General features: G+C 61.9%; 19 protein-coding genes. 14 read left to right on the forward strand and 5 right to left on the reverse strand.

The genetic code is table 11. The features are described 5' to 3' along the window. Nucleotides 1–31: 31 nt before the first annotated feature. From BLEFHOIH_RS07465 to BLEFHOIH_RS07480, 4 genes are all read right to left on the reverse strand, one after another. Nucleotides 32–331 (reverse strand): methanol dehydrogenase [cytochrome c] subunit, encoded by a 300-nt coding sequence (locus tag BLEFHOIH_RS07465; protein WP_088343960.1) that lies wholly within the window; start codon nt 329–331, stop codon nt 32–34. A 49-nt stretch (nt 332–380) separates the two neighbouring features. Then, on the reverse strand, nt 381–947 hold the full coding sequence (gene moxG / locus BLEFHOIH_RS07470; protein WP_245296904.1) for a cytochrome c(L), periplasmic: 567 nt from the start codon (nt 945–947) through the stop codon (nt 381–383). Between the two features lie 17 nt (nt 948–964). After that, nucleotides 965–1,837: a methanol oxidation system protein MoxJ gene (gene moxJ / locus BLEFHOIH_RS07475; RefSeq protein WP_088343964.1), complete on the reverse strand. Its 873-nt coding sequence runs from the start codon at nt 1,835–1,837 to the stop codon at nt 965–967. Between the two features lie 119 nt (nt 1,838–1,956). Next, nucleotides 1,957–3,798 (reverse strand): methanol/ethanol family PQQ-dependent dehydrogenase, encoded by a 1,842-nt coding sequence (locus BLEFHOIH_RS07480; RefSeq protein WP_088343966.1) that lies wholly within the window; start codon nt 3,796–3,798, stop codon nt 1,957–1,959. 402 nt (nt 3,799–4,200) lie between these two features. Here BLEFHOIH_RS07480 and BLEFHOIH_RS07485 point away from each other — a divergent pair, with 402 nt between their 5' ends. The 6 genes from BLEFHOIH_RS07485 (at nt 4,201) to BLEFHOIH_RS07510 (ending at nt 8,703) form a co-directional block, all read left to right on the forward strand. Then, nucleotides 4,201–5,625: an ATP-binding protein gene (locus BLEFHOIH_RS07485; protein ID WP_088343968.1), complete on the forward strand. Its 1,425-nt coding sequence runs from the start codon at nt 4,201–4,203 to the stop codon at nt 5,623–5,625. Further along, a complete protein-coding gene (locus tag BLEFHOIH_RS07490) occupies nt 5,622–6,254 on the forward strand; it encodes a response regulator transcription factor (protein WP_088343970.1) in 633 nt (210 codons plus the stop codon). Before BLEFHOIH_RS07485 ends, BLEFHOIH_RS07490 begins: the two co-directional genes overlap by 4 nt. Nucleotides 6,255–6,454: 200 nt before the next feature. Continuing rightward, entirely contained in the window at nt 6,455–6,838 is a 384-nt protein-coding gene (locus BLEFHOIH_RS07495) for a hypothetical protein (protein WP_088343972.1), read from the forward strand. Between the two features lie 12 nt (nt 6,839–6,850). Beyond that, nucleotides 6,851–7,525, forward strand: a complete 675-nt coding sequence (locus BLEFHOIH_RS07500; protein ID WP_170937045.1) for a MotA/TolQ/ExbB proton channel family protein — start codon at nt 6,851–6,853, stop codon at nt 7,523–7,525. A 12-nt stretch (nt 7,526–7,537) separates the two neighbouring features. Next, nucleotides 7,538–7,993 (forward strand): biopolymer transporter ExbD, encoded by a 456-nt coding sequence (locus tag BLEFHOIH_RS07505; protein WP_088343974.1) that lies wholly within the window; start codon nt 7,538–7,540, stop codon nt 7,991–7,993. Between the two features lie 5 nt (nt 7,994–7,998). Next, the gene (locus BLEFHOIH_RS07510; protein WP_088343976.1) at nt 7,999–8,703 is read left to right on the forward strand and encodes an energy transducer TonB; all 705 of its coding nucleotides are present in this window, start codon (nt 7,999–8,001) and stop codon (nt 8,701–8,703) included. 94 nt (nt 8,704–8,797) lie between these two features. Here BLEFHOIH_RS07510 and BLEFHOIH_RS07515 read toward each other — a convergent pair whose 3' ends face one another. Then, complete coding sequence (locus BLEFHOIH_RS07515; protein ID WP_088343978.1) at nt 8,798–11,275, reverse strand: TonB-dependent receptor; 2,478 nt, start codon at nt 11,273–11,275, stop codon at nt 8,798–8,800. Between the two features lie 450 nt (nt 11,276–11,725). On the opposite strand from BLEFHOIH_RS07515, the gene BLEFHOIH_RS07520 reads away from it, so the two are divergent. From BLEFHOIH_RS07520 to BLEFHOIH_RS07555, 8 genes are all read left to right on the forward strand, one after another. After that, entirely contained in the window at nt 11,726–13,219 is a 1,494-nt protein-coding gene (locus BLEFHOIH_RS07520) for an ATP-binding protein (protein WP_170937046.1), read from the forward strand. After that, nucleotides 13,219–13,866, forward strand: a complete 648-nt coding sequence (locus BLEFHOIH_RS07525; protein ID WP_088343982.1) for a response regulator transcription factor — start codon at nt 13,219–13,221, stop codon at nt 13,864–13,866. The genes BLEFHOIH_RS07520 and BLEFHOIH_RS07525 overlap by 1 nt, the downstream gene beginning before the upstream one ends. 153 nt (nt 13,867–14,019) lie before the next feature. Further along, nucleotides 14,020–14,598, forward strand: a complete 579-nt coding sequence (locus BLEFHOIH_RS07530) for a hypothetical protein (protein WP_088343984.1) — start codon at nt 14,020–14,022, stop codon at nt 14,596–14,598. Further along, a complete protein-coding gene (locus BLEFHOIH_RS07535; protein ID WP_088343986.1) occupies nt 14,595–15,620 on the forward strand; it encodes a ParA family protein in 1,026 nt (341 codons plus the stop codon). Before BLEFHOIH_RS07530 ends, BLEFHOIH_RS07535 begins: the two co-directional genes overlap by 4 nt. 632 nt (nt 15,621–16,252) lie before the next feature. Beyond that, the gene (locus BLEFHOIH_RS07540) at nt 16,253–16,717 is read left to right on the forward strand and encodes a hypothetical protein (RefSeq protein ID WP_088343988.1); all 465 of its coding nucleotides are present in this window, start codon (nt 16,253–16,255) and stop codon (nt 16,715–16,717) included. A gap of 40 nt (nt 16,718–16,757) precedes the next feature. After that, nucleotides 16,758–17,984 carry a TauD/TfdA family dioxygenase gene (locus BLEFHOIH_RS07545; RefSeq protein WP_088343990.1) on the forward strand — a complete coding sequence of 409 codons (1,227 nt, stop codon included), beginning with the start codon at nt 16,758–16,760 and terminating at the stop codon, nt 17,982–17,984. Beyond that, nucleotides 17,959–18,393, forward strand: a complete 435-nt coding sequence (locus BLEFHOIH_RS07550; protein ID WP_088343992.1) for an NUDIX hydrolase — start codon at nt 17,959–17,961, stop codon at nt 18,391–18,393. The genes BLEFHOIH_RS07545 and BLEFHOIH_RS07550 overlap by 26 nt, the downstream gene beginning before the upstream one ends. Nucleotides 18,394–18,412: 19 nt before the next feature. After that, entirely contained in the window at nt 18,413–19,555 is a 1,143-nt protein-coding gene (locus BLEFHOIH_RS07555) for a helix-turn-helix domain-containing protein (protein ID WP_088343994.1), read from the forward strand. The last annotated feature ends 421 nt before the right edge of the window (nt 19,556–19,976 follow it).

A 19,976-nucleotide genomic window follows, 5' to 3' on the forward strand; every position in this document is an offset into this window, starting at 1 on the left:
GAACGGATGGCGATGCAAACCTCTGAGCCGGTTACTCCGGGATCTTGCTCACGTCATAGACGAATTTCCCGGTCTTCTTGAAATGGGCGACCCGCTTGGCGTTGCGCGCTTCCATCGCCTTGATGCTGTCGCCCTGCTTGTTCAGCTCGGCGGCATTGTGCTTGGGGTCGTATTTCGAGCCGGCGATCTTTTCGGGATAGCCGGGCTTGGGCTCCCAGCAGACGCCGGGCTCCTTGCAGTTGGTGCCGTCATAGGCGACGGCGGCGCCGGCCGTCAAAGCGAGCCCGAGCGCCGCGATGGCGAGGCCCTTGAGGCTGATCGATGGTGTCATCAGGCGTTTCTCCTCTTTGCTATGAGGCGGTTTGCCCGCCCGGTTTGTCTCATTTCGGCGGAACGCTGCAGGGCTTCGGCTCCGCCTGGGCCGAGGCCGGCTGCACGGCATCGGGGTTGTAGGGTTTGAAGGCGCGCTTCTGCTCCTCGCTAAGCCATTCGGCGTCCGCCACCGGGCCGGCGTAGATATGCCGGACCCAGGCGATGACATGCAGCATCTCGTCCAGCGTCAGCGAGCTGTATTGTGGACCCATCTGCGCCTGGGCACCGCCATAGATGGTCTCGAACAGACCCTTGTCGGTGACGTTCTTCGGATAGGTCCAGTAGTTGTCGGCAAGGCCCGGACCGAGCTTGCCCTCGGCATGATGGCCGTGGCAGCCCGAGCAGGCGGTAAGATAGATCTCCTCGCCCTTGGCCATGCATTCGCGCTTCTCCGTATAAGGATTGACGCCGGTCGCCATGAACTGCTTAACGCCTTCGGTGTCGCGCCCCTCCGGCAGGGCGTAGCTGAAGTCCAGCACCTCGCCCGTCACGGTGTTGCGGAAGATCGACTCCTGCGCCAGGGCTGAGATGCTGCTCATGGCGAGGAGCGAGACTGCGATGACTGCGCGTTTCATGCTGATCGCATTCCGGCTCATGAACGGCTCGGCTGCGCGATCAGCGGAAAGCCTTCATCCTTCAGCACCGCCTCGATCTCCGGCTTGGCCTTGGCCAGCGCCGCCTCGATCTCGCCGAGCAATTGCGTGTCGCCCTTGCGCACGGCGATGGACTGGTCGAAGTGATGCGGGATCTTGCGCCCATCGGCGGCGACATTGTCGTCGGGGATGAGGACGAGCCGCAGCTCCTTCTCCGCCTTGACGTAACGGGCGATGTCGGGGCCGAAATGCACGGCGACATCGGCCTTGCCTTCCTTCACCTCGCGGACCATGCGGCGCGGATCGATGCGGGTGTATTTGTTTCGCCGGTCTTTGAAATCGGTCAGCGAATGCATGTAGTTGAAATGCACGTTGAACAGCCCGACCTGCTCCATCATCGTCTGCACCGGCGTGCCGGGCACGAAGCCGATATGGCTGGCCTCGACCAGATCCTCGCTCTTCCAGTTCTGGATGTTGAGCTTGGTATCGGCGCGCGTCACGAAGACGTAGCCGCTGCGGTAATAGGGCGTCGTCGTCAGCACGCGCTCGTCGCCGGCATCGAGGCCCATGACGACGTCGCAGCGCTGCTTGTCGAGCCAGTCGCGCACCAGATAGATGGCGGGCTGGTCGGTCCACACGAAGACCGGCTTGCGCCCCATGGTCTTGGCGATGATCGCGGCCGCCTTGTTCTCGAAGCCGGAGCCGTCCTTGCTGGAATAGGGCGCTTCGATCTCCGACGCGCAGATGCGCAGGATGCCGGGATCGGGAAGCGTGGCTTGCGTCTTGGTCTCTTGCGCCGCGGCCGGAAGCAGCATCGCGGACAACAGCGCGGCGCCGAGAACGGGCCGCAGGAATGGCAATGAATGCGTCATGGGAACCTCGTGGCGGCGGCTGACCTCGGCCGCGTCTCATCGGGCAATCGGGCGAATGTCGAGCTTGGAGAGGGGCCGCCGCGCCCGCGCCTGGGCAGAGCGCGGCGGCCCGGATGCCTTTACTCGTACTCGCCGACCTTCACGTCCGTGTAGGGGCTCTTGCCGTCGAGCGAGAACACCATCACGCCGCCGCCCATCTGGGTGTAGTTGGCCAGCTTCTTGAATGCGCCCACCGCGCCGAGGCCCGCCGTCGGGTCCTGCAGGTCGAAGACGAGGCCCACGCCCGGCCAGCCGCCGACGCCGTACATGATGGCGATATATTGCGTGCCTTCATGGGTGTAAGTCATCGGATGGCCGATCGCGCCGGAGGGAAGCTTGAACTTCCAGAGCAGGTCGCCGGTGCGGCTGTCGCGCGCCTTGATGAAGCCGTCGAGCGTGCCGTAGAAGACCAGGTTGCCGGCCGTGGCGAGCGTGCCGCCCCAGACCGAGAAGCGCTCCATTTTCTCCCACTTATACTCGCCGGAGACCGCGTTATAGGCCTTGATCTGGCCGAGGCCTTCATATTCGGCGCGGTTGCCCTTCGGGCCGGGATACATCCACAAGGTCGCGCCGACGAAGAACTGGCCGGCCCGGTAAGGCAGCATGAACGGTTCCCAGTCCATGCAGATGTGGTTGATGCCCATGAAGAAGAGCTGCTTGTCCGGGTCGTAGCTGTCATGGCCCTGGTTGTGATAGCCCATGGCCGAGGGACAGATCTCGCGCGCCCGGTGATCCATGCGGGTGCCGAATTCGCTGTCGCGGACCGGGATGCCCGTCTTCAGGTCGACCGTCTTCACCCAGTTGACCGTATCGTCCAGCTTGTTGGCCGAGACCAGGTCGCCGTTCTCGCGGTCGAGCGTGTAGACGATGCCGTTGCGATCGGGATGGGTGAGGAGCTTGCGATCCTTGCCGTCCTTGTCCTTCTGGTCGGAGAGCATCATGACGTTGACGCCGGCGTAGTCCCATTCGTCATGCGGGGTCTTCTGGTAGCCGAACTTGGCCTCGCCGGTATCGATGTCGCGGCCCCAGATCGTCATCGTCCATTTATTGTCGCCCGGGCGCATGGTCTCGTTCCAGGGCGCGGGATTGCCGGAGCCGTAATAGAACAGGTTGGTGATCGGGTCGAAGGCGTACCAGCCCCAGTTCGTGCCGCCGCCGATCTTCCAGGCGTCGCCTTCCCAGGTCTTGGTGCCGAGGCCCGACTGGCCGTAATGCGGGTTCTTGATGTTGAAATCCTTGCCCAGGCGCAGATCGGAGTCCGGGCCGGTGGCATAGGCGCGCCATTTCTGCTCGCCGGTGCGCACGTCGTAGGCCGTCACATAGCCGCGCACGCCAAGCTCGGCGCCGGATGAGCCGACCAGCACGACGTTCTTGACCACGTAAGGCGCGATGGTCAGCGTGGAGCCGACCTTGATGTCGGAATTCTCGACCTTCCAGACTTCCTCGCCCGTATCGGCGTTCAGCGCCACGACATGGCCGTCGAGCTGGGTCTTCAGGATCAGCGACGGCGTTCCTCCCTCGCCCGGCCAGTAGCCGAGGCCCCGGTTGACAAGGTCGCAGCAGGCGACGGCGCGGGCGGCCGGGTCCTGCTTGGGCTTGTGCTGCCAGACGATCTTGCCGGGGTCCTTCAGGTCGAGCGCAAAAGTGTTGTTGGGGAAGGAGGTATGCACATACATCTTGCCGCCCACGACCAGCGGTGTGCCCTCATGGCCGTGCAGCAGGCCGGTCGAGAATGACCACGACGCGCGCAGCCCCTTGACGGTGTCGGCGTTGATCTGGGTGGCTTTGCTAAAATTGTTGGCGTTGTAGTTCTTGCCGGTGATCGGCCAGTTTTCCTCCGATTGCGACAGCTCGACGAGCTTGTCATTGGCGACGGCCGCGCCGGGTCCGGTGAGCGTGGCGCAAGCCAGCGCCACGGACATGGCGACGGAGTTCAAGAGGTGACGTTGTAAAAAGGTCATCCCGCACATCCTCGACGTTTCCAGGGGTGGTAAGGGCCGTTCTCGGCGAGCCCTCGTTCTTTTCGGCGCCGCGGCGCAGGCATGCCACGTAACCAGCCGATACAGGCTAGCGGCAGGTCCGACGGAATGTCTTGAGGAGGATTGCCAGAAAGTCTCGGGAACTTGTTCCCGAGGGGCGGCGCAATTGTTCCGAGATAGGGGAGATTTGCTGGAAAAGCTAATATAAATTCCAATCCGCAACAAGTTCTTTTCCCTGGCAATCCGGCTGGCCTGGCCTAGAATTGGTCTCATCCACCTCCCGGCGTTGCCTTGCTCGAAGAGTGGGAGGCCGGCATCGGACATCGATCAAGATTGCGGGCATTGATGGACGTTCAAATGCGGCTGCCGCGCGGCTCCGCCCTTCGCCTCCGTCGCACGCCCTCGCTCCGGCTGCGCCTCTTGCTGACCTTCGTCTCGCTGAACCTGCTGGCGGGCGCGGTCGCCTGCGCGGTGATGATCTGGAATGCGCGCGAGGCGACCCGCGTCGAAATGCGGGCCTCGCTTGAAATCGCCGAGCGCTTCGTCAAGGAGACCGTGAGCCGTTTCGGCCCGTCCACGTCGGGCGGGGCGATGCTCAGCAATCTGCCGCTGCATCTCAATCTGGTCCGCCATGTGCGCATCGCCATTCTCGACAATGCGGGCGATCTGAAAGTCATGCTGCCGGACGCCCGCGAGGCGCACGGAGACGAAGATGACCAAGCTCCGCTTTGGTTCGCGCGCCTGCTGTCCATGAGCACCGAAAGCCGGTATGTGCCCGTCGTGGCGGAAGGGCGGCGTGTCGGCACGGTGGTGATCATGGGCGAGCCGGGGGACGAGGCCGCCGAGGTCTGGCAGGATTTCTCGACGCTGGCCGTGGTTGCGGTCTGCATCAACATCCTGATCTTCATCCTGTTCTATTTCACCATGGGCCGCATCCTGAACCCGCTGACCAGCTTTTCCGACGGCCTCAAGGATCTCGAACACGGCCATTACCGTTCGCGCCTGCCACGCCCGTCCATACGCGAGATGGCCGCGATTGCCGACCGCTTCAACGCGCTCGGCACGGCCCTGGAGGAGGCGCGGCAGGAGAATGGCCGCCTCTACCACGCGCTGATCCATTTGCAGGACGAGGAGCGCAAGCAGATCGCCGCCGACCTGCATAATGAGTTCGGCCAATGCCTGTTCGCGATCAAGGCGAACGCCTCCTCGATCGAGGCGCTGCAAGCCGGTGCGGAGCCGGCACGCGCCGATGTCGCCGAGCGGGCGCGCTCAATCCTGTCCATCACTGAGCGGCTGCAGGGTTTGAACCGCAGCCTCTTGAAAAAATTGCGCCCCTCGGCATTCGGCCATGCCTCGCTCGCGGAATTGCTCGACGACCTGATGAAGGATTTCCGCCGCCATCACCAGGGCATCGCCTTCGTGCTGAATGCCGGGCCGCTCCGGCGTTCCTATGGCGAAGCCATCGATCTCAGCGTCTATCGCTGCGTGCAGGAGGGGCTGACCAACAGCGTGCGCCATGCCATGGCGCAGGCCATCGAGGTTCGCGTCGGCGATGATGCCATACCCGCGCAGGCCCTGCGCATCGAGATCCGCGATGACGGACAAGGCCTCGGCAGCGCCGATCTGAACGGTTTTGGCCTCCGCAGCATGCGCGAGCGCGTCCGTTCGCTCGGCGGCGATTGCCTGATCGAAGGGGCAAAGCCGATAGGCACGCGGCTGCTGATCACGCTGCCGCATGCAACGGACAGCATGAGAGAGGAAGTTGCATGACCCGCGTCCTGATCATTGATGATCATCCCATCGTCATGGAGGGCTGCCAGAGATTGCTTCGGGATGCGGGCGTTTGCGAAATCGCCGAGGCAGGATCTCTCGTCGCGGGCTACCGCCTCTACCGTCGAGGCCGTCCGGAGGTGATCATCCTCGATCTTTCGCTCAATGGCAGCGACCTGTCGGGTCTCGCCTTCCTGAAGCGGCTGCGCGCGCGAGACAGCGATACGGGGATTCTGATCTTCTCCATGCATGGCGAGGCCGTCATCGTCAAACGCGCCATCGAGGCGGGCGCCAACGGCTATTTGCTGAAGGACACATCCTCGGCGGAATTTCTCAAGGCGTTCAACCGCGTGCGCGCCGGCCGGCAATATCTGAGCCCGGAGATGGCGGCGGAGATCGCCTTCTTCGGCAGCGGCCGCGGCGCCGACCCGAAAGCCGCCCTCACCATCCGCGAGATGGAGATGCTGGCGCTGCTTGCCGACGGCAAATCCTATGGCGACATCGCCGAACAGCTCGGCTTGAGCTACAAAACCGTGGCGAATATCGCATCGCAGCTCAAGTCCAAGCTGAACGCGCGGTCGTTGCCCGAACTGATCCATCACGCCATCCGCCACACGGCGATGCAGTAGAGATCGCCAGCCGTGCCGCGATGGGACATTGCCCACAAGTCAAGGCACCTTGGAAGCGCGCGTCGTTGGACCGCCTCTCATTGCATGATAAAGCTGGACATGCCGCATGCGGCATCAAGCCGTTCCTCACGAGGCGTCCGATGCCCCAGCAAGCCCGATATCGCGCACTGAGCCTGTCCGCTTTCGCCTTGGGATGGGCAATGGCGGCCGGTTTTGGAGCGCAGGCCGGCGAGCCGGCCGACATGTCCTTGGAGCTGAACAAGCTGGAGCCGGGCGATAAGGGCTGCCGGGCCTATATGGTCATCGACAACAAGGCGGACATCGCCTTTTCCGCCTTCAAGCTCGATCTGGTGGTGTTCCGGCCGGACGGCGTGATCGGCAAGCGCTTCGTACTCGACCTCGCGCCGATCAAGCCGCGTAAACGGAGCGTTAAGATTTTCAGCATGGACGACACGCCCTGCGACGGCGCGGGCAGTATCCTGATCAATGAGATCGCGGAGTGCCGGTCCGAAAGCGGGCCGGTCGAGCGTTGCCTGGATCGCCTCGAGGTGCGGTCCTTGTCGCCCGTCCAGTTCACGAAATAGCGAGGGTATGCTGTGAATCCAGCGTCCGGTATCGAGGCGGCAGGCGGCGGGCTTTCGGTCATCGAACTTTTGCGTCACGCCGATCCCGTGGTGCAGTTCGTCGTCGCCATCCTGGTATCCTGCTCCATCGCAAGCTGGGCGCTGATCCTGGAGAAATCCATCCGGCTCAGCCGCTTGAGCATGAAAGTCCGCGAGCTGGAGTCCGTTGCGGCCGCAGCCGGCGCGGCGAATTTCCAGAGCGGCTCGCTGGCCAGCCTGCTTTGGGCGGCGGCGAGCCAGGAGGATCGCGGCGAGGATGGCGGCCGCGCGGAATTTCAGCAGCGCCTTGAGCGCTCGATGCGCATGCGCGCCAAGCAGGAATTGCGCCGCGCCGAAAGCGGGCTGTCCTTCCTGGCGACCGTTGGTTCGACGGCGCCGTTTATCGGGCTGTTCGGCACGGTCTGGGGCATCATGCACAGCTTTTCCGCCATCGCCCAGGCCAAGGACACCAGCCTTGCGGTCGTCGCTCCCGGCATTGCCGAGGCGCTGTTTGCGACAGCAGTCGGCCTGGTCGCGGCGGTCCCCGCCGTCATCGCCTATAATCAGATTTCCGCGAGCCTGGGCCGTGCCGCCGAGCGCATTGGCGTTGCCGTAGCGAGCCTGGCGCGTCACTGGTCCAAGAAGCGGGATGTCGTTAAAGCCGCGTAGGAGCGAGACGGAATGGCCATCTCCTTGCAGAACAGTCTGAATGCGGACGAGGACGACGCTCCCTACCGGCCGATGTCGGAGATCAATATCACGCCTTTCGTTGACGTCATGCTGGTGCTGCTGGTGATCTTCATGGTCGCAGCGCCCCTGATGATCGCGGGCGTGCCCGTCGAGCTGCCGCAGACCAGCGCAACCCGGATCAGCCAGCCCCGCAAGCCCATTGTGGTGACGCTGACCGGCGACCAAAAATTGTACCTCCGCGACGAACTGGTGCCACGCGAGGGTTTTGTCGGCCGGCTGGCGGCGCTGAAGGCGCAGGAAGGCGACAATGTCGTCTATGTCCGAGCCGACCGGAAAAGCCCTTACGGCGACATCATGGAAATCCTCGGCCGCGTCGGCGAGGGCGGCTATCACCGGATTTCGCTGCTGTCCCACGCGCTGCCCGGCAGCGGCGCCGGAGCGAAGTAGTCGGCATGGACGCGATCCGCATCGGGGCCTGGGTGTTTTCCGTCGCGGCGCATGTGACGGTGGCGTGGCTGCTCGTCGCCGAGCTGCGCGGTTCTTCGGCGATCGATGCCGGGGCCGGTACGGATCAGTTCCTGCTCGAACAGGGAGTGGGCATCGAAAACATCGTGACCTTCGGCGATGCGGCGGAAACGGTCGCGGATGCGGATGCGGCCTTGCCGGTCGTGCAGGCCGCCAGCGAGCAGCCCGAAGAGCTGAAGGAGGACGCGCCCCCTGCCATCGCAACAACCGCGGAGAGCGAGGAGACGACTGTCGTCGCCAAGCAGGTTGAGCCGGAGCCGGTGGAGGAGGTCAAGGCCGAGCAGGTCATGGCCGCGGCCGAGCAGGTCGAGCAGCAGGCCGCCTCGTCCGCCCAGACTGGCGGATTATCGACCGCGCTCTCGGCCTATTTCGGCCGCGTCAGCCGCGCCTTCGAGCGCCATAAGGCCAAGCCCGCGAGCCGGCGCGCCGGGGTCGCCATCGTGCGCTTCTCGATGGAGCCGTCCGGCCGGGTGATCTCCCGCGAGATCGAGCGGAGTTCCGGCTCGGCGATGCTGGACAACGCCGCGCTGGCATCGGTCGACCGGGCCTCGCCCTTACCGCCGGTCCCCCCGGAAATCGTGGCAGCGCGCCCGCTGACGTTTTCCGTGCCGTTCAACTTCATCGTCCGCTGACCGGCGTGCCCGGTCGCTGTGGGCTTCTCACGCGGCGAGAAAAGCAGATCCCCGCGCAGAGGCTGCGCGGGGATTTCGGCATCATGGCTAGCCCCTAAAACTTCACCTTCAGGCCCGCATAGGCCGAGAGCGGCTGCGCGGGCGTGATCGTGCGCGGGTCGGTCAGCCCGACGTCCTCGGCTTCGAAAAACGTCCCGTAGGTGGCGTATTCATTGTCGAAGACATTGTTGACGATGCCGTAGATCTGCACGTTCTTGGTAAGCTGGTAGGAGGTGTGCAGGTTGAACACGGCGTAGCTGGCGAGCTCGGCATTGTCGTTGCCCTCGTCGCCGACGAAGAACTGGTCGCTGGAGAACACCATGTCGGCGCCGATCCGCCAAACCTCCGTCAGGGCATATTCGCCGCCCAGCTTAATGCGGTGTGCGGGGATCGCCGGGATGTGATCGCCCTTGCGGACCTGGATGTCGCCGTTGTCGTCGGCCTCCGGATTGCTCGGCGAGGGCAAGAGCAGATCATCCTGGAAGGTCGCGTTGATATAGGCGTAGTTTGCAAACAGCGACAGGCGCGGCGAGCGGTAGGCGATGCCCGCCTCGATGCCCTGGCGCAGCGTGTCGCCGGCGTTCTGGAAGAAGCCGCGGCCGGCAATGTCACTGGCGACATTGATGATGTCGTTGGTGTTGAGGGTGTGAAAGACGCCGAGGCTCCAGTCGATACGGCCGCCGCTATTGGGCACGCCCAAATTGCCGCGCAGGCCCGCTTCCCAGGTGTGCGAGACGACCTGCTCCAGCTCCGGGTCGGAGACGAGGAAATTCTCCAAAAGGCACGGTGCCTCGGGATCGGAGCAGGCCAGTTCAGCCGGGGTCGGCGCGCGATTGGCTTCCGAATAGCTGCCATAGAGCGATAATTGCGGGCTGAATTTATAGGTCAGCCCTGCCATCGGATTGAAGCGCGTATAGGTGTGCTCGGCGGTCAGGTCCGCATTGTTGCCGAGCTGGTCCTGGAGATCGAGATTGGCATAGTTGAAGCGGCCTCCCGCCGTGAAAGCCAAAGCCGAGGTCACGTCGAAGGTGTTGGAGACATACACGCCGAGATAATCGGTCGTGGTGTTCAGGCCCACGGGCACGATGCCTTCCGGCCCTTGCGGGAAGATGCCGAGGCCGCTGACGACGAAATTGCTGAGATTGATGCTGCCGAGTTCGCTGTCCGAGGTCGACGTGACCTTGCCGTGATCGCCGCTGACGCCAACGACGAACTGGTTGCTATGGCCGAACAGCGGCGCCTTGCTGGTCGCCTGCACCGAGGCGCCGAAGCTTTTTGCGTCCACCGAGGTGCGGTCGATCGAGCCGATGGTTTCTCCGTCGTCGAATGGGTTGGCGATCGGATTGCCGCCGCCATCGACGAGTTGCTCATCCTCGAGGCAGAGGAAATCCGCGTCATCGCACGGCTCGACATCGGAGACGTTGCCGTCCACGTGCTTCTGCCGGAAACGGCGCAGATAGGCGACACCGGACACGCTGAGCGTCGGCGTGACGACCACCGTGCCGTTGGCGGACAGCATCGCCATGTCGTTCTTGGTGGTCTGCGGCGTGGTGAAGGTTTTTGACCAGTCCTGCTCCAGCAGCTCGACCGGCGATGGCGCTGCGACGCCGAAAAAGTTGCTGGCGCCGGTGAAATTCAGATGGAATTCGCTGTCGCGGTTCTTGACGCCGAGATCGCCATACATCCGGCGCACCTTCGAGGGCGAGAAATCGCGAAAGCCGTCATCGTTGATGCCTTCAAGCGCGATATAGGCCGCCACATTGCCGGACTGCACGCCGCCCTGCAGCGATTCCTGGATCCGCCCGTAGGAGCCGATGCGCGTATCCGACTCGACTCCCTGGAAGCCGAAGCCGTCCTTCATGGTGACGCTGATCGCGCCGCCGATGGCGTTGAGGCCGAACACCGGATTGCCGCTGACCACGCTGATGTCATTGATCGCGACGGTCGGGATCATGTCCCAGTTGACGGTGTCGCCGAACACCTCGTTGATGCGCACGCCATTCTGATAGACGGCCAGCCCCTGCGGCGAGCCGTTGACTGGCGAGGCGACGAAGCCGCGATATTGCACATCGGTCTGGAATTCGCTGCCTTGCAGGTCGCTCAGGATGATGCCGGGCACGGTGAGTTGCAGCGCCTGCTCGATCGTGACCGCGCCGCTGCGCTCGACATCCTCGGCCGTGACGCGGCCAACCGCGTTCGGGACCTTCTCCAGTGGCAGCTCGCTGCCCGCCAGCGGCGACATCCTGACGAGATTGTCGTCCGCGCCTGGCCCGGCATCGACCGGCTCCTCCGCAATCTCGACAGGAGCGGGTTCAGGGGCAGGGGCAGGCTGGGGCTGCGTCTGCGCTTGCGGCTTCTTCTTTGCGACCGATTTCTTCGGCTTCGGCTTAGGCTGCTCCTGGATGATGTTCACAGGAGGGATTTGCCCCGCCCCCGGCTGCGACTGCTGCGCCCGCCCCTCGGACGCAAGGCAAAATGCTGCGACGCCGGCGGCAGCATATGCGGCCGCGTCGCAATAAAGGCTGCGTTTCATAGTCCCCCCCGATTCAGCGATTTGGTGTCGGTGTTTCCCTTGGATCGCTTGTTCTTGTAGCGCGCGGCTTGCCGAAGCCATTTTCAAAGATGGCGGCCGTAGACTGTCACTCGCCGGACGTCCCTTCATCCGGATGGTGGATTTCCCCAGGCCGATGTCGCTATGTTCCCCGGCGTTCCATTCGTGCCTGCTTCGCTGAGACCGCGGCCTCACCCGAATCATGCAAGACAGTGCGCCGCAATGATATTGCGCCCATCGATTCGAGCGAGCCTAGTCCGAGCCGCCAAGCCGCGCCACGGCACCTTTTCCAATTCGGATTGCCAAAAGTTCCCGAACGCTGAGTAGCGCTGCCGGCAATAATCAGGGCAAGATCGATCCGCGCACGCCGAATCGGGCGGCGCGCGGATGATTTTTAAGTACGGACCCGGCCATCATACGGCGAGGACACCCATGCCGGCCATTCACCAGCCTTACGCCGCGCGAGCCTGGCACGGCCATCGCGCGGGGCGCGGGGCAATTGCCTGGGCCGGCGCCGCGCTGCCTTCGCTCTGGCGCGGCCGGTCGCTGCGCTGGCAGGTGCTCGCGACCTTCATCCTGATCAATCTCATCGCGGCCTTGGCCACTGCGTCTCTGGTGCTCTTCAACGCCAAGCGCGCGACGGAAGCGGAAATCGCAGCGTCCGTCGCAATGGCCGAACGCTTCGTCCGCACCAGCATAGATAGTCTCGATCGCGCCATGCCCGGCGGCCTCTGGCTGGAGGACCTGCCCGGTCGGATCGGCCCGATGCGGCACGTGCGGCTGCTGATCAGCACGGTCGGCGGCAAGGCGATCTGGCAGGAGCATTCCTCGGGCGGCGGCGCCAGACCCCATGAGGCCGCGGCTCCGCGCTGGTTCGCCTCGATGGTTCATGTCGATGATCTCAGCCGCGAAATCCCTGTCATATCGGGTGGACGCCGCCTCGGCACGGTGCTGGTGACGGGCGAGCCCGAAGACGAGATTGCCGAGGTCTGGTCGGACATGGCCGATCTCGCCGCCGTCGGCCTGCTGGTCGATCTCAGCGTCATCCTGGTGCTCTATTTTGCCTTCGGGCGCGTGCTGACGCCTCTCTCTGCGCTTTCGGCCGGGCTTCGCCAGCTCGAACAAGGCCATTTCCGCCACCGGCTGCTCGAGCCGAAGGCGCGCGAACTTGCCGACCTCGCCTGCCGCTTCAACGCGCTGGCCGGATCGCTCGGCACGGCCCAGGCGGAAAACATCCGCCTAAACCACCGGCTCCTGACGGCCCAGGAAGACGAGCGCCGCCTGATCGCGCACGAGCTGCATGACGAACTCGGTCCCTGCCTGTTCGGCCTGAGGGCGAATATGGCCGTGCTGAACCGGCTCGCTTCGGATCTTCCCGAGGAGAAGGCTGGCCGCGTCAGAAGCCGTGTGCAGATCCTGAGCGAAATCGCCGGTCGGGTTCAGACGGTGAACCGGCGCCTCCTGCAGCGGCTGCGTCCCATCGCGCTCGGCGACGTCCCCCTCGCCGATCTGCTTGCCGCGCTGGTCTCGGAATTCGAAAAGCATGATGACGCGCCGGACATTGCCTTCCGGCCGGTGCAGCTTGCCGACAGCTACGGCGATTGCGTCGATCTCACGCTGTATCGCTGCCTGCAGGAAGGGCTGACCAACATCGTCCGTCATGCACAGGCCAAATCGGTCGAACTGCGGATTGAAGACGGTCTCGGCGCGGTAAGGCTGAGCCTGCGCGATGACGGTCTGGGCATGGCGGCCGGAACGCCGCTCGGCATGGGCCTGTCCGGCATGAAGGAGCGCGTGCATGCGCTCGGCGGCAGCGTCTCCATTTCGGCATGGGCGACCGGCGGCACCTGCCTCGAAATTACCCTGCCCGCCGAAAACCCGGAGAGCCGCCGCAGCGCTATCGCTGGACATGAGGGGACAAGCTGATGTCATCAGTGCTTTTGATCGACGACCATCCCATCGTGCTGCAAGGTTGCCGCACGGTGCTTGAGGAGGCCGGCTTCACGGAGATCCACGAGGCCAGCGATCTCGCCTCCGCCTACCGCCTGTATCACCGCAAGCACCCGCGCATCATCGTCCTCGACCTGTCCATTCACGGCAAGGGCCTGGCCGGGCTGACACTGATCAGCCGCATCCGCGCCCGTGACCGGCGCACGCCGATCCTGGTCTTCAGCATGCACAGCGACGCCGTCGTCATCCGCCGCGCCCTCGATGCCGGCGCGACCGGCTATTTGCTCAAGGACACCGCCGCCGAGGAGTTTATCGATGCGGTGAACGCCGTGCGGCGCGGCCTACCCTTCCTGAGCCACCGTGTCGCCCTGCAGGTGGCGATGCTCGGCGAGAGCGGATCGAAGGAGCGCATGACCCAGCGCGAATTGCAGACCCTCGCCCTCGTCGCCGACGGGAAGGCCTACGCCCAGATCGCGGAGGAGCTCGGCGTCAGCTACAAGACGGTCGCGAACACGTGCTCGCAATTGAAGCTGAAGCTCGGCGCCGGCACGCTGCCGGAACTCATTCGCATGTCAATCGAATATGTGGCGAGCGCGCCCGCAAAGGCGCCGATGCTGCCATAGCGCCGCCGGGCGCTAGGTCTTGGTGTTCCGCGACACGTCCGTTGCGCGATGGCAACAGTTCGTTCTGGTGTTCAGTCGCGCAGTCCAAAACAGAGACAAAAGTTCCGCGATACGTTAATTTAACTAAAGTTATACCAATTTTGTAATGCGTCGATGTTTGATCCTGTTGCCAAGAGCCGCCACGAGACGGAGCTTGAAGAAGGCGTTCATGCCTACCTGAGCTTTCATTTTTGCGGCGATATTGCCTCGCCTTTTCGCGGGCAGGATTTCACCGTGGCAAATACGGCTCGCGGCGGGGAACGATCAGGTCGCTGGTCGCGCCCCGATTTAACGCTCGTTGCTCTCCAGAAATTCTCATATCCGCGCCGCATTGCGATTGAACTTTTCGGGTTCGAAATCAAACGGGACATGCAGGCGGATATTTCTAGCGCGTTCGAGGCTGTAGCCCACACGCGCTTCGTTCATTACGCCTATGTCGTTTGGCAGGTTCTACCCGGGTCTGAAAATTACAAGATCGCCAAGGACATAGAGACAAGCTGTCAACACCACGGCATCGGCCTGATTACGTTCTCAGATGCCCTAAGTGCATCGTCCTATGCCGTGCGCGCCACTCCCGTCCGGCAGCATCCGCATCCGTGGGATGTGGACGAATACCTCACGAAGCGATTGGCGCGACCTGATCAGGAAAATCTGATGAACAAAATCCAAAGCTTGCAGGAGCAAGAGCGATGAAGGTCGTGCCGGTGTTCAACATGAAAGGCGGGGTCGCGAAGACGACGAGCTCGGTGCTGTTGGCCGAGGGGCTTGCGCAGTTCTGCGGTTTCCGAGTCCTGATTGTCGACGCTGATCCCCAGCTCAATGCAACACGGATGGTCTTGTCCCACACAGCCATTGCCGAGGCCGTGAGCGGTCCGCAGAACCGCGCCAGGACGGTCGCGCGCTACCTGCTCAAGAGCGTCACCGAAACCGGCCTTCCGGATCCACGGGACTTCGTTTTACCGAAGGTCGGAACAATCCATGGCGCCGGCCAGATCGATCTGCTGGCCGGGACGCCGCGCACGGCTGAAGTGGCAGATACAATGTTGGTCGCCGGGGCGAACCCTGGCCGTACGTTGGAGAACGTTCTTCAGCGTGCTTCGATGGCCTTCCGGAAGCTGAACGAAGCCGGGCCTTACGACGTGATTCTTGTCGACTGTCCACCAGGGCTGACGACGATCGTCAGGGCTGCGTTGAGCGCTGCTGATCTGCTCATCGTGCCAACAACAGCCGACGATACTGCCTATACGGGTATCGGCAACTTGGTCTGGCACTTACAGCAACATCGTGAAATAAGGCCCGCGGTGGTCGAGAACAGACGGATACTGGTAACGCGGTACCAAGCCGCCATCCATGAAAGCAATTTACCGTCATTGAAGCGAGAATCCGTGTTCATGGCTCCCATTGCGGAACGGTCCACTATTCGGGATGCTCGTCTATTTTCGCCGCACTCCGAGACAAGCTTTAAAGGGAAATACGGTGGTCCGGCGGAGAAGGATTTCAAAAAGATAATCGCCGAGCTGACGGCGGCACTCGGTCTAGCGAGGCCGAACAGCGTTGCAAAAGAACCGCTACCGAAGGATGTCATCCATGTCAAAGGAGACCAAGATAGTCGAGAGCTTCCTAATGGAGCTGATAAACATCATGGAGGAAAAGCCCGCCCTGGCAAAAAGATTAGCTTCAGCGATCTCTTCTCATTTTCGCGAAGACCCCATTGACCTAATTGAAACGTTTGCTGCCGACGGGCGAGAAGGGCTGAAGAGGCAACTTAAGAGGCTGAAGGTAGACGAACTCAGGCAGATTATCCGACGGCAACGTATCCCTTGCGGGGCCCCTTCCGATAAGCGCAAGGCGGAGCTGATCGACGTGATTGTTGGGCATGTTGAAAACAAACACGCCGCATTTACCGGCGCGGACCTGGCCGCAGCTTAGTCGATCGCGACTGCGCCGGCATCCTCTTTACCTCCGGCAATTCGCTACTGACGCACTGCTAACGGATGCTCCCTCTGAAGCTGGGTCTCAATTGCGTCCAACGGCGACGCATCTTACGGCACGTTCGCTACCTCGCTGCGACGAAAATTCTAAACAGGCGGGGGGCGAGCACGGCAACCGGACGCAGGATGCTGTTTGAGATCAGGAGGATTGACTTCTGCTGAGGATCTGCACCCACCAAGCGCAGCAATAGACGAGCCTAACCGAGGCTGTGGATCTGTCGCTTAGGTGGTATAGAGTAACGATCCGCCGCCCCGAGCACATTCGCGAACGAGCCGCACCTCGGGTATCTGCTGTGGTGAATTGCCGTTGGAGCATTACGCCGTAATCAAAAAAGACCGAATTGGGAGAGAAACGGATGAAAATCAGATTGGTCGCAGCGTTTGCTATTGGGTCGATCCTGACAGCTTTTCCGGCCCTAGCGCAGAACAAGGACGACGATGATAAGCCGGCTGCGCGCCACAGCATGTCCGGACTGCTCACCGGCCGCAAGAATCTCGATCCTCTAACCCTATCCTCGGGCAAGCCGCTGGCAAAAGGCCCTTATGAGCTGGAGGCGGGCAAATATTACCGGCTCAGTGTTGTCGCCGATGGCACAGCGGAACTTGCCTTGTCTGGCTCCGATTTCTTTCGCAATATCTGGATCAATGAAATTGTGATCAACAAGATTGAGGTCCGTCCCATGGGCGGCATTGAAAGCATAGAATTCGACGATGAAGGCACCGCGACGATATCCTTCGTGACGATCCGCCCGGGCACCTTCCACCTGCGCATTCCCAACACGACCGGCGATTCACAGCAGGCGATATTCATCGTCAAGTAGGGGCGATCGGTCTCCTCGCGCCTCGGATGAGCTGGAAATCATGCGATATCGGCATGCATCAGGCGCGTGGAAAAACTCGGGCGCGGTATTGTCCGATCCTGGCTCCCCTTTTGTGATGAGCACGACCTGCCAACGTTGCGTCGCGCTGGCGGCATTCTGGGGCATGCCGCAAGACGCCGAGGAACGTGCGATGGTCACGGCGTCGGCGGCTGAGAATCTATCCGCAGACCGAAGCATTAGCGAAGCGGTCACATCTCCCGACAAAGACAAAAACTCAAAGAAAATAACAGATCCAAGGATACTCTCGACCAAAATCAACTCATGCGCTATCGCCATGACAAACTGTCATTGGTTCAATGAAAATGCCTTGTCTATTTTGCTTATACAACAAGGCACGGAGATGGGGATGGTCGGGTTTTCGGACTATTATGTCGATCTAAGGGATCCAGCGGCTCATCAGCTGATGCTCTCACGCCTCGACGATCTGGGAATTTTTACATTTGCGGTCCCAACGCCAAAGGCAAGGCAGGAGCTGTTGCAGTTGGCGTCGAAGCTCGGAAAAATTTACCCGCACACGCATTCCGACGCGGATGGCGTCACGGTCATCCTGCCCACGGAAGAGATCACCGACCTGCCGGGCTTGCTCGGTTTCAGCCGCCATACGCTGGACCTTCATACGGATTGCACAGCGGTGCCGCGTCCCCCCGATTTGATCGTCAACCATTGCGCTCAAGCGGCCATCGAAGGCGGCGAAACCCTCCTGGTCGACATGAAGGACGTCTATGAGGAGTTGCTGCACAGCTGGCCGGGCGTCGCCCAGGACCTCAGTGGTCCGGGCTCCATGATCTTCGGCTTTGGCAAGGGGCGATATGCGGGATCTGTTTTCGAGCACGTTGGCAATAACCGCGTCGTGTGCCGATTCCGCGCTGACGGAGCCGGGTTTTCGGATGTCCGCATTGGAACGTCGATGCAGATATTGATGGATTTGCTTGGGCGGTTTTGCGTCAAGCTCAAGCTGGAGAGCGGCCAGGGATATGTGATTAATAATGGCCGGTGGCTTCATGGCCGATCATCGTTTGTGGGTCACAGGGAGTTCATGCGGATATTGGTGACTGCAAACGATCCGGAGGTCCCTTCATACCGGATAATCCGCGGCTTTGACCTGAGCTATCGAGCCTCAGGCAGCGCACGGGACGGGGTGCGCCGGGATTCCGACGCGATCAATTTGGCGAGGGAAGCAAATGGCTCACGAGCAGAACAGCGATAATCAGGCTTATCGGTTTCCAGTTTCGGTAAAGGGCGTCGTCTTTTTGGACGACCGCGTCGTGCTTCTCAAGAACGAGCGGTACGAATGGGAGCTTCCGGGCGGCAAGCTCGAGCTTGGCGAAACTCCGGCTCTTTGTGTCGCTAGAGAAATAGAAGAAGAGTTGGGCCTTTCGGTTGAGGCTGGCCCGTTGCTGGATAGCTGGGTGTACACCATTCGCGAGGGGGTCAACGTCCTCATTGTAACCTTCGGATGTCCACCGCTAACCGGGGCGCAAGTGACCCATAGTCCGGAACATAAGGCCGTAGGCCTTTTCACCTTGGCCGAGGTCGAGTCACTCAACATGCCGCAAGGCTATAAGGACTCGATTGGGAATTGGGCGTCAAAGGTCCATACGACGCGCGCGGAATAGGATCGGCTGGCGTTTTGCGATGAGCGACGAATCCAGGCTAGCAAGCGTGCTTGCCGCTTATCGCCAGGCGTATGGCGTGTCCCAATCTGCGCTCGCAGACATCTTGGGGGTGGATCAATCCTACATCTCCAAGATCGAACGCGGCCGCCGGGTCATTCGCGATGTTCAGTTCCTAAAGCGTGTGGTCGATCGGCTGGGCGTGCAACCATTCCATATTGGGCTGTCGATCGATGCGTTCGCTGGTAAAGCCGACCAAGACATACTGCAGTTATCAAACAGCATCATTTCGCTGGCGATCACCGCCCGAAACTCCGGGCATCCAGAAAAGGCCATTCAGGAATTACACCCATTATTGATCCGTCTCTATGGCCAGTCCCGCACAAACGCATCCGATTTAACGTTGCTCCGGACCATCGTCAGCGCCAAAATCGCGCTCGGCACGGCGCTGGGTGATTTGCTTCCGCAAGAACGACTGAAGGAGGCCAGCAAGGAATTGCTCGAAGCGCTTGAGATTTTCACCCATACCGAAAAGGCAGCGCAAAAACGTCATTCAGCGGTTAAGACGGAGCTCTTGAGAAAAATCGGCAATGAGATGCGCAAGCAAGGTTCACTTGAAGGCGCGGGCGATTTTTTGGAGCGCTCGCTCGCGCGCGACCGGGATGACGCCAACCGCGGCAGCGCGGCATTGTGCCTGGCCCGGCTCCGGGCAAATCAGCAGGATCAAAGGGCGTTTGCCCAAGCGCTTCGGATCGCCACGAATTGCCTCGACCGCGTCACGCATTTCTCGCCGACCTTCAACCCCATTGCCGTCAATGAGGTCCGGCTTCGCGGCCTGCTTCAGCTAGGACGGCTGACCGAGGCCCAAATCGAGCAGGTGAGTGGACAAGCCGCGATCGGGCTGGCGCCGCATTGGTCCATCATCCGGGAGGTAACGATTGCCGAGGCGTGGATGTCCGTCGGTAATACAGCCGATGCCGCCGCCTATGGCGGCCGGGCTATCGATGGTGCGCTGCTTTGCAAATTGCCAAGACAGATTTCGCGTGTGAAGCAGGCAATGGAGAAGTCAAAATGCTCCGCGATCGAGGAAGTCGCCGTCAGGGCGAACAAAGCCCTCAATGCGTTGACGCCATATAGCCAAATGGTCTGGCCGCGAACCGCATGAAGGCTGGCGGCATTGAAGGAGCCGATGCCGAGCAGTCAGGGGCCCGGGTCGTCGGTTGACAGTCGGGCGGGTCGCACTTGCCCCTTTGGTCAAGTGCGACGCACCTCGTGGATATGCGACTCTGCCGGATCGCGTTTCTGAGGAGACAAAAGTGATAGGGAAGGAGGGCAAGATAAAAGACGGCATTATTCCGTCGTTAGATGATGCCTATCAATAGCTTATCTGACTCCATGGTCCGTCTACTCGACTCCCCCAAACCAAAAGTCCTTGCAGCTGAGCTACTTAGACAGCGCTTTCCGCTAGGTCAGCACCTTTCTCCGCAAATGACCGGTCCTTGCCCGAACTCTGGTTTGGGCGTTGCCCGCGCAGCCGCGGGCCGGGCTGTCGCGCGCCGAGCCGGCGTCCGTCTCGGCCCTTCGGG

The organism is Rhodomicrobium sp. R_RK_3, from assembly GCF_002198715.1.
In the GTDB taxonomy this organism is placed as follows: Bacteria; Pseudomonadota; Alphaproteobacteria; order Rhizobiales; family Rhodomicrobiaceae; genus R-RK-3.

Coding starts and splice junctions, on each gene's coding strand:
- BLEFHOIH_RS07465 (WP_088343960.1), bottom strand. CDS start 331: ATGACACCATCGATCAGCCTCAAGGGCCTCGCCATCGCGGCGCTCGGG.
- moxG (WP_245296904.1), bottom strand. CDS start 947: ATGAAACGCGCAGTCATCGCAGTCTCGCTCCTCGCCATGAGCAGCATC.
- moxJ (WP_088343964.1), bottom strand. CDS start 1,837: ATGACGCATTCATTGCCATTCCTGCGGCCCGTTCTCGGCGCCGCGCTG.
- BLEFHOIH_RS07480 (WP_088343966.1), bottom strand. CDS start 3,798: ATGTCCGTGGCGCTGGCTTGCGCCACGCTCACCGGACCCGGCGCGGCC.
- BLEFHOIH_RS07485 (WP_088343968.1), top strand. CDS start 4,201: ATGGACGTTCAAATGCGGCTGCCGCGCGGCTCCGCCCTTCGCCTCCGT.
- BLEFHOIH_RS07490 (WP_088343970.1), top strand. CDS start 5,622: ATGACCCGCGTCCTGATCATTGATGATCATCCCATCGTCATGGAGGGC.
- BLEFHOIH_RS07495 (WP_088343972.1), top strand. CDS start 6,455: ATGGCGGCCGGTTTTGGAGCGCAGGCCGGCGAGCCGGCCGACATGTCC.
- BLEFHOIH_RS07505 (WP_088343974.1), top strand. CDS start 7,538: ATGGCCATCTCCTTGCAGAACAGTCTGAATGCGGACGAGGACGACGCT.
- BLEFHOIH_RS07510 (WP_088343976.1), top strand. CDS start 7,999: ATGGACGCGATCCGCATCGGGGCCTGGGTGTTTTCCGTCGCGGCGCAT.
- BLEFHOIH_RS07515 (WP_088343978.1), bottom strand. CDS start 11,275: ATGAAACGCAGCCTTTATTGCGACGCGGCCGCATATGCTGCCGCCGGC.
- BLEFHOIH_RS07520 (WP_170937046.1), top strand. CDS start 11,726: ATGCCGGCCATTCACCAGCCTTACGCCGCGCGAGCCTGGCACGGCCAT.
- BLEFHOIH_RS07525 (WP_088343982.1), top strand. CDS start 13,219: ATGTCATCAGTGCTTTTGATCGACGACCATCCCATCGTGCTGCAAGGT.
- BLEFHOIH_RS07530 (WP_088343984.1), top strand. CDS start 14,020: ATGTTTGATCCTGTTGCCAAGAGCCGCCACGAGACGGAGCTTGAAGAA.
- BLEFHOIH_RS07535 (WP_088343986.1), top strand. CDS start 14,595: ATGAAGGTCGTGCCGGTGTTCAACATGAAAGGCGGGGTCGCGAAGACG.
- BLEFHOIH_RS07540 (WP_088343988.1), top strand. CDS start 16,253: ATGAAAATCAGATTGGTCGCAGCGTTTGCTATTGGGTCGATCCTGACA.
- BLEFHOIH_RS07545 (WP_088343990.1), top strand. CDS start 16,758: ATGCGATATCGGCATGCATCAGGCGCGTGGAAAAACTCGGGCGCGGTA.
- BLEFHOIH_RS07550 (WP_088343992.1), top strand. CDS start 17,959: ATGGCTCACGAGCAGAACAGCGATAATCAGGCTTATCGGTTTCCAGTT.
- BLEFHOIH_RS07555 (WP_088343994.1), top strand. CDS start 18,413: ATGAGCGACGAATCCAGGCTAGCAAGCGTGCTTGCCGCTTATCGCCAG.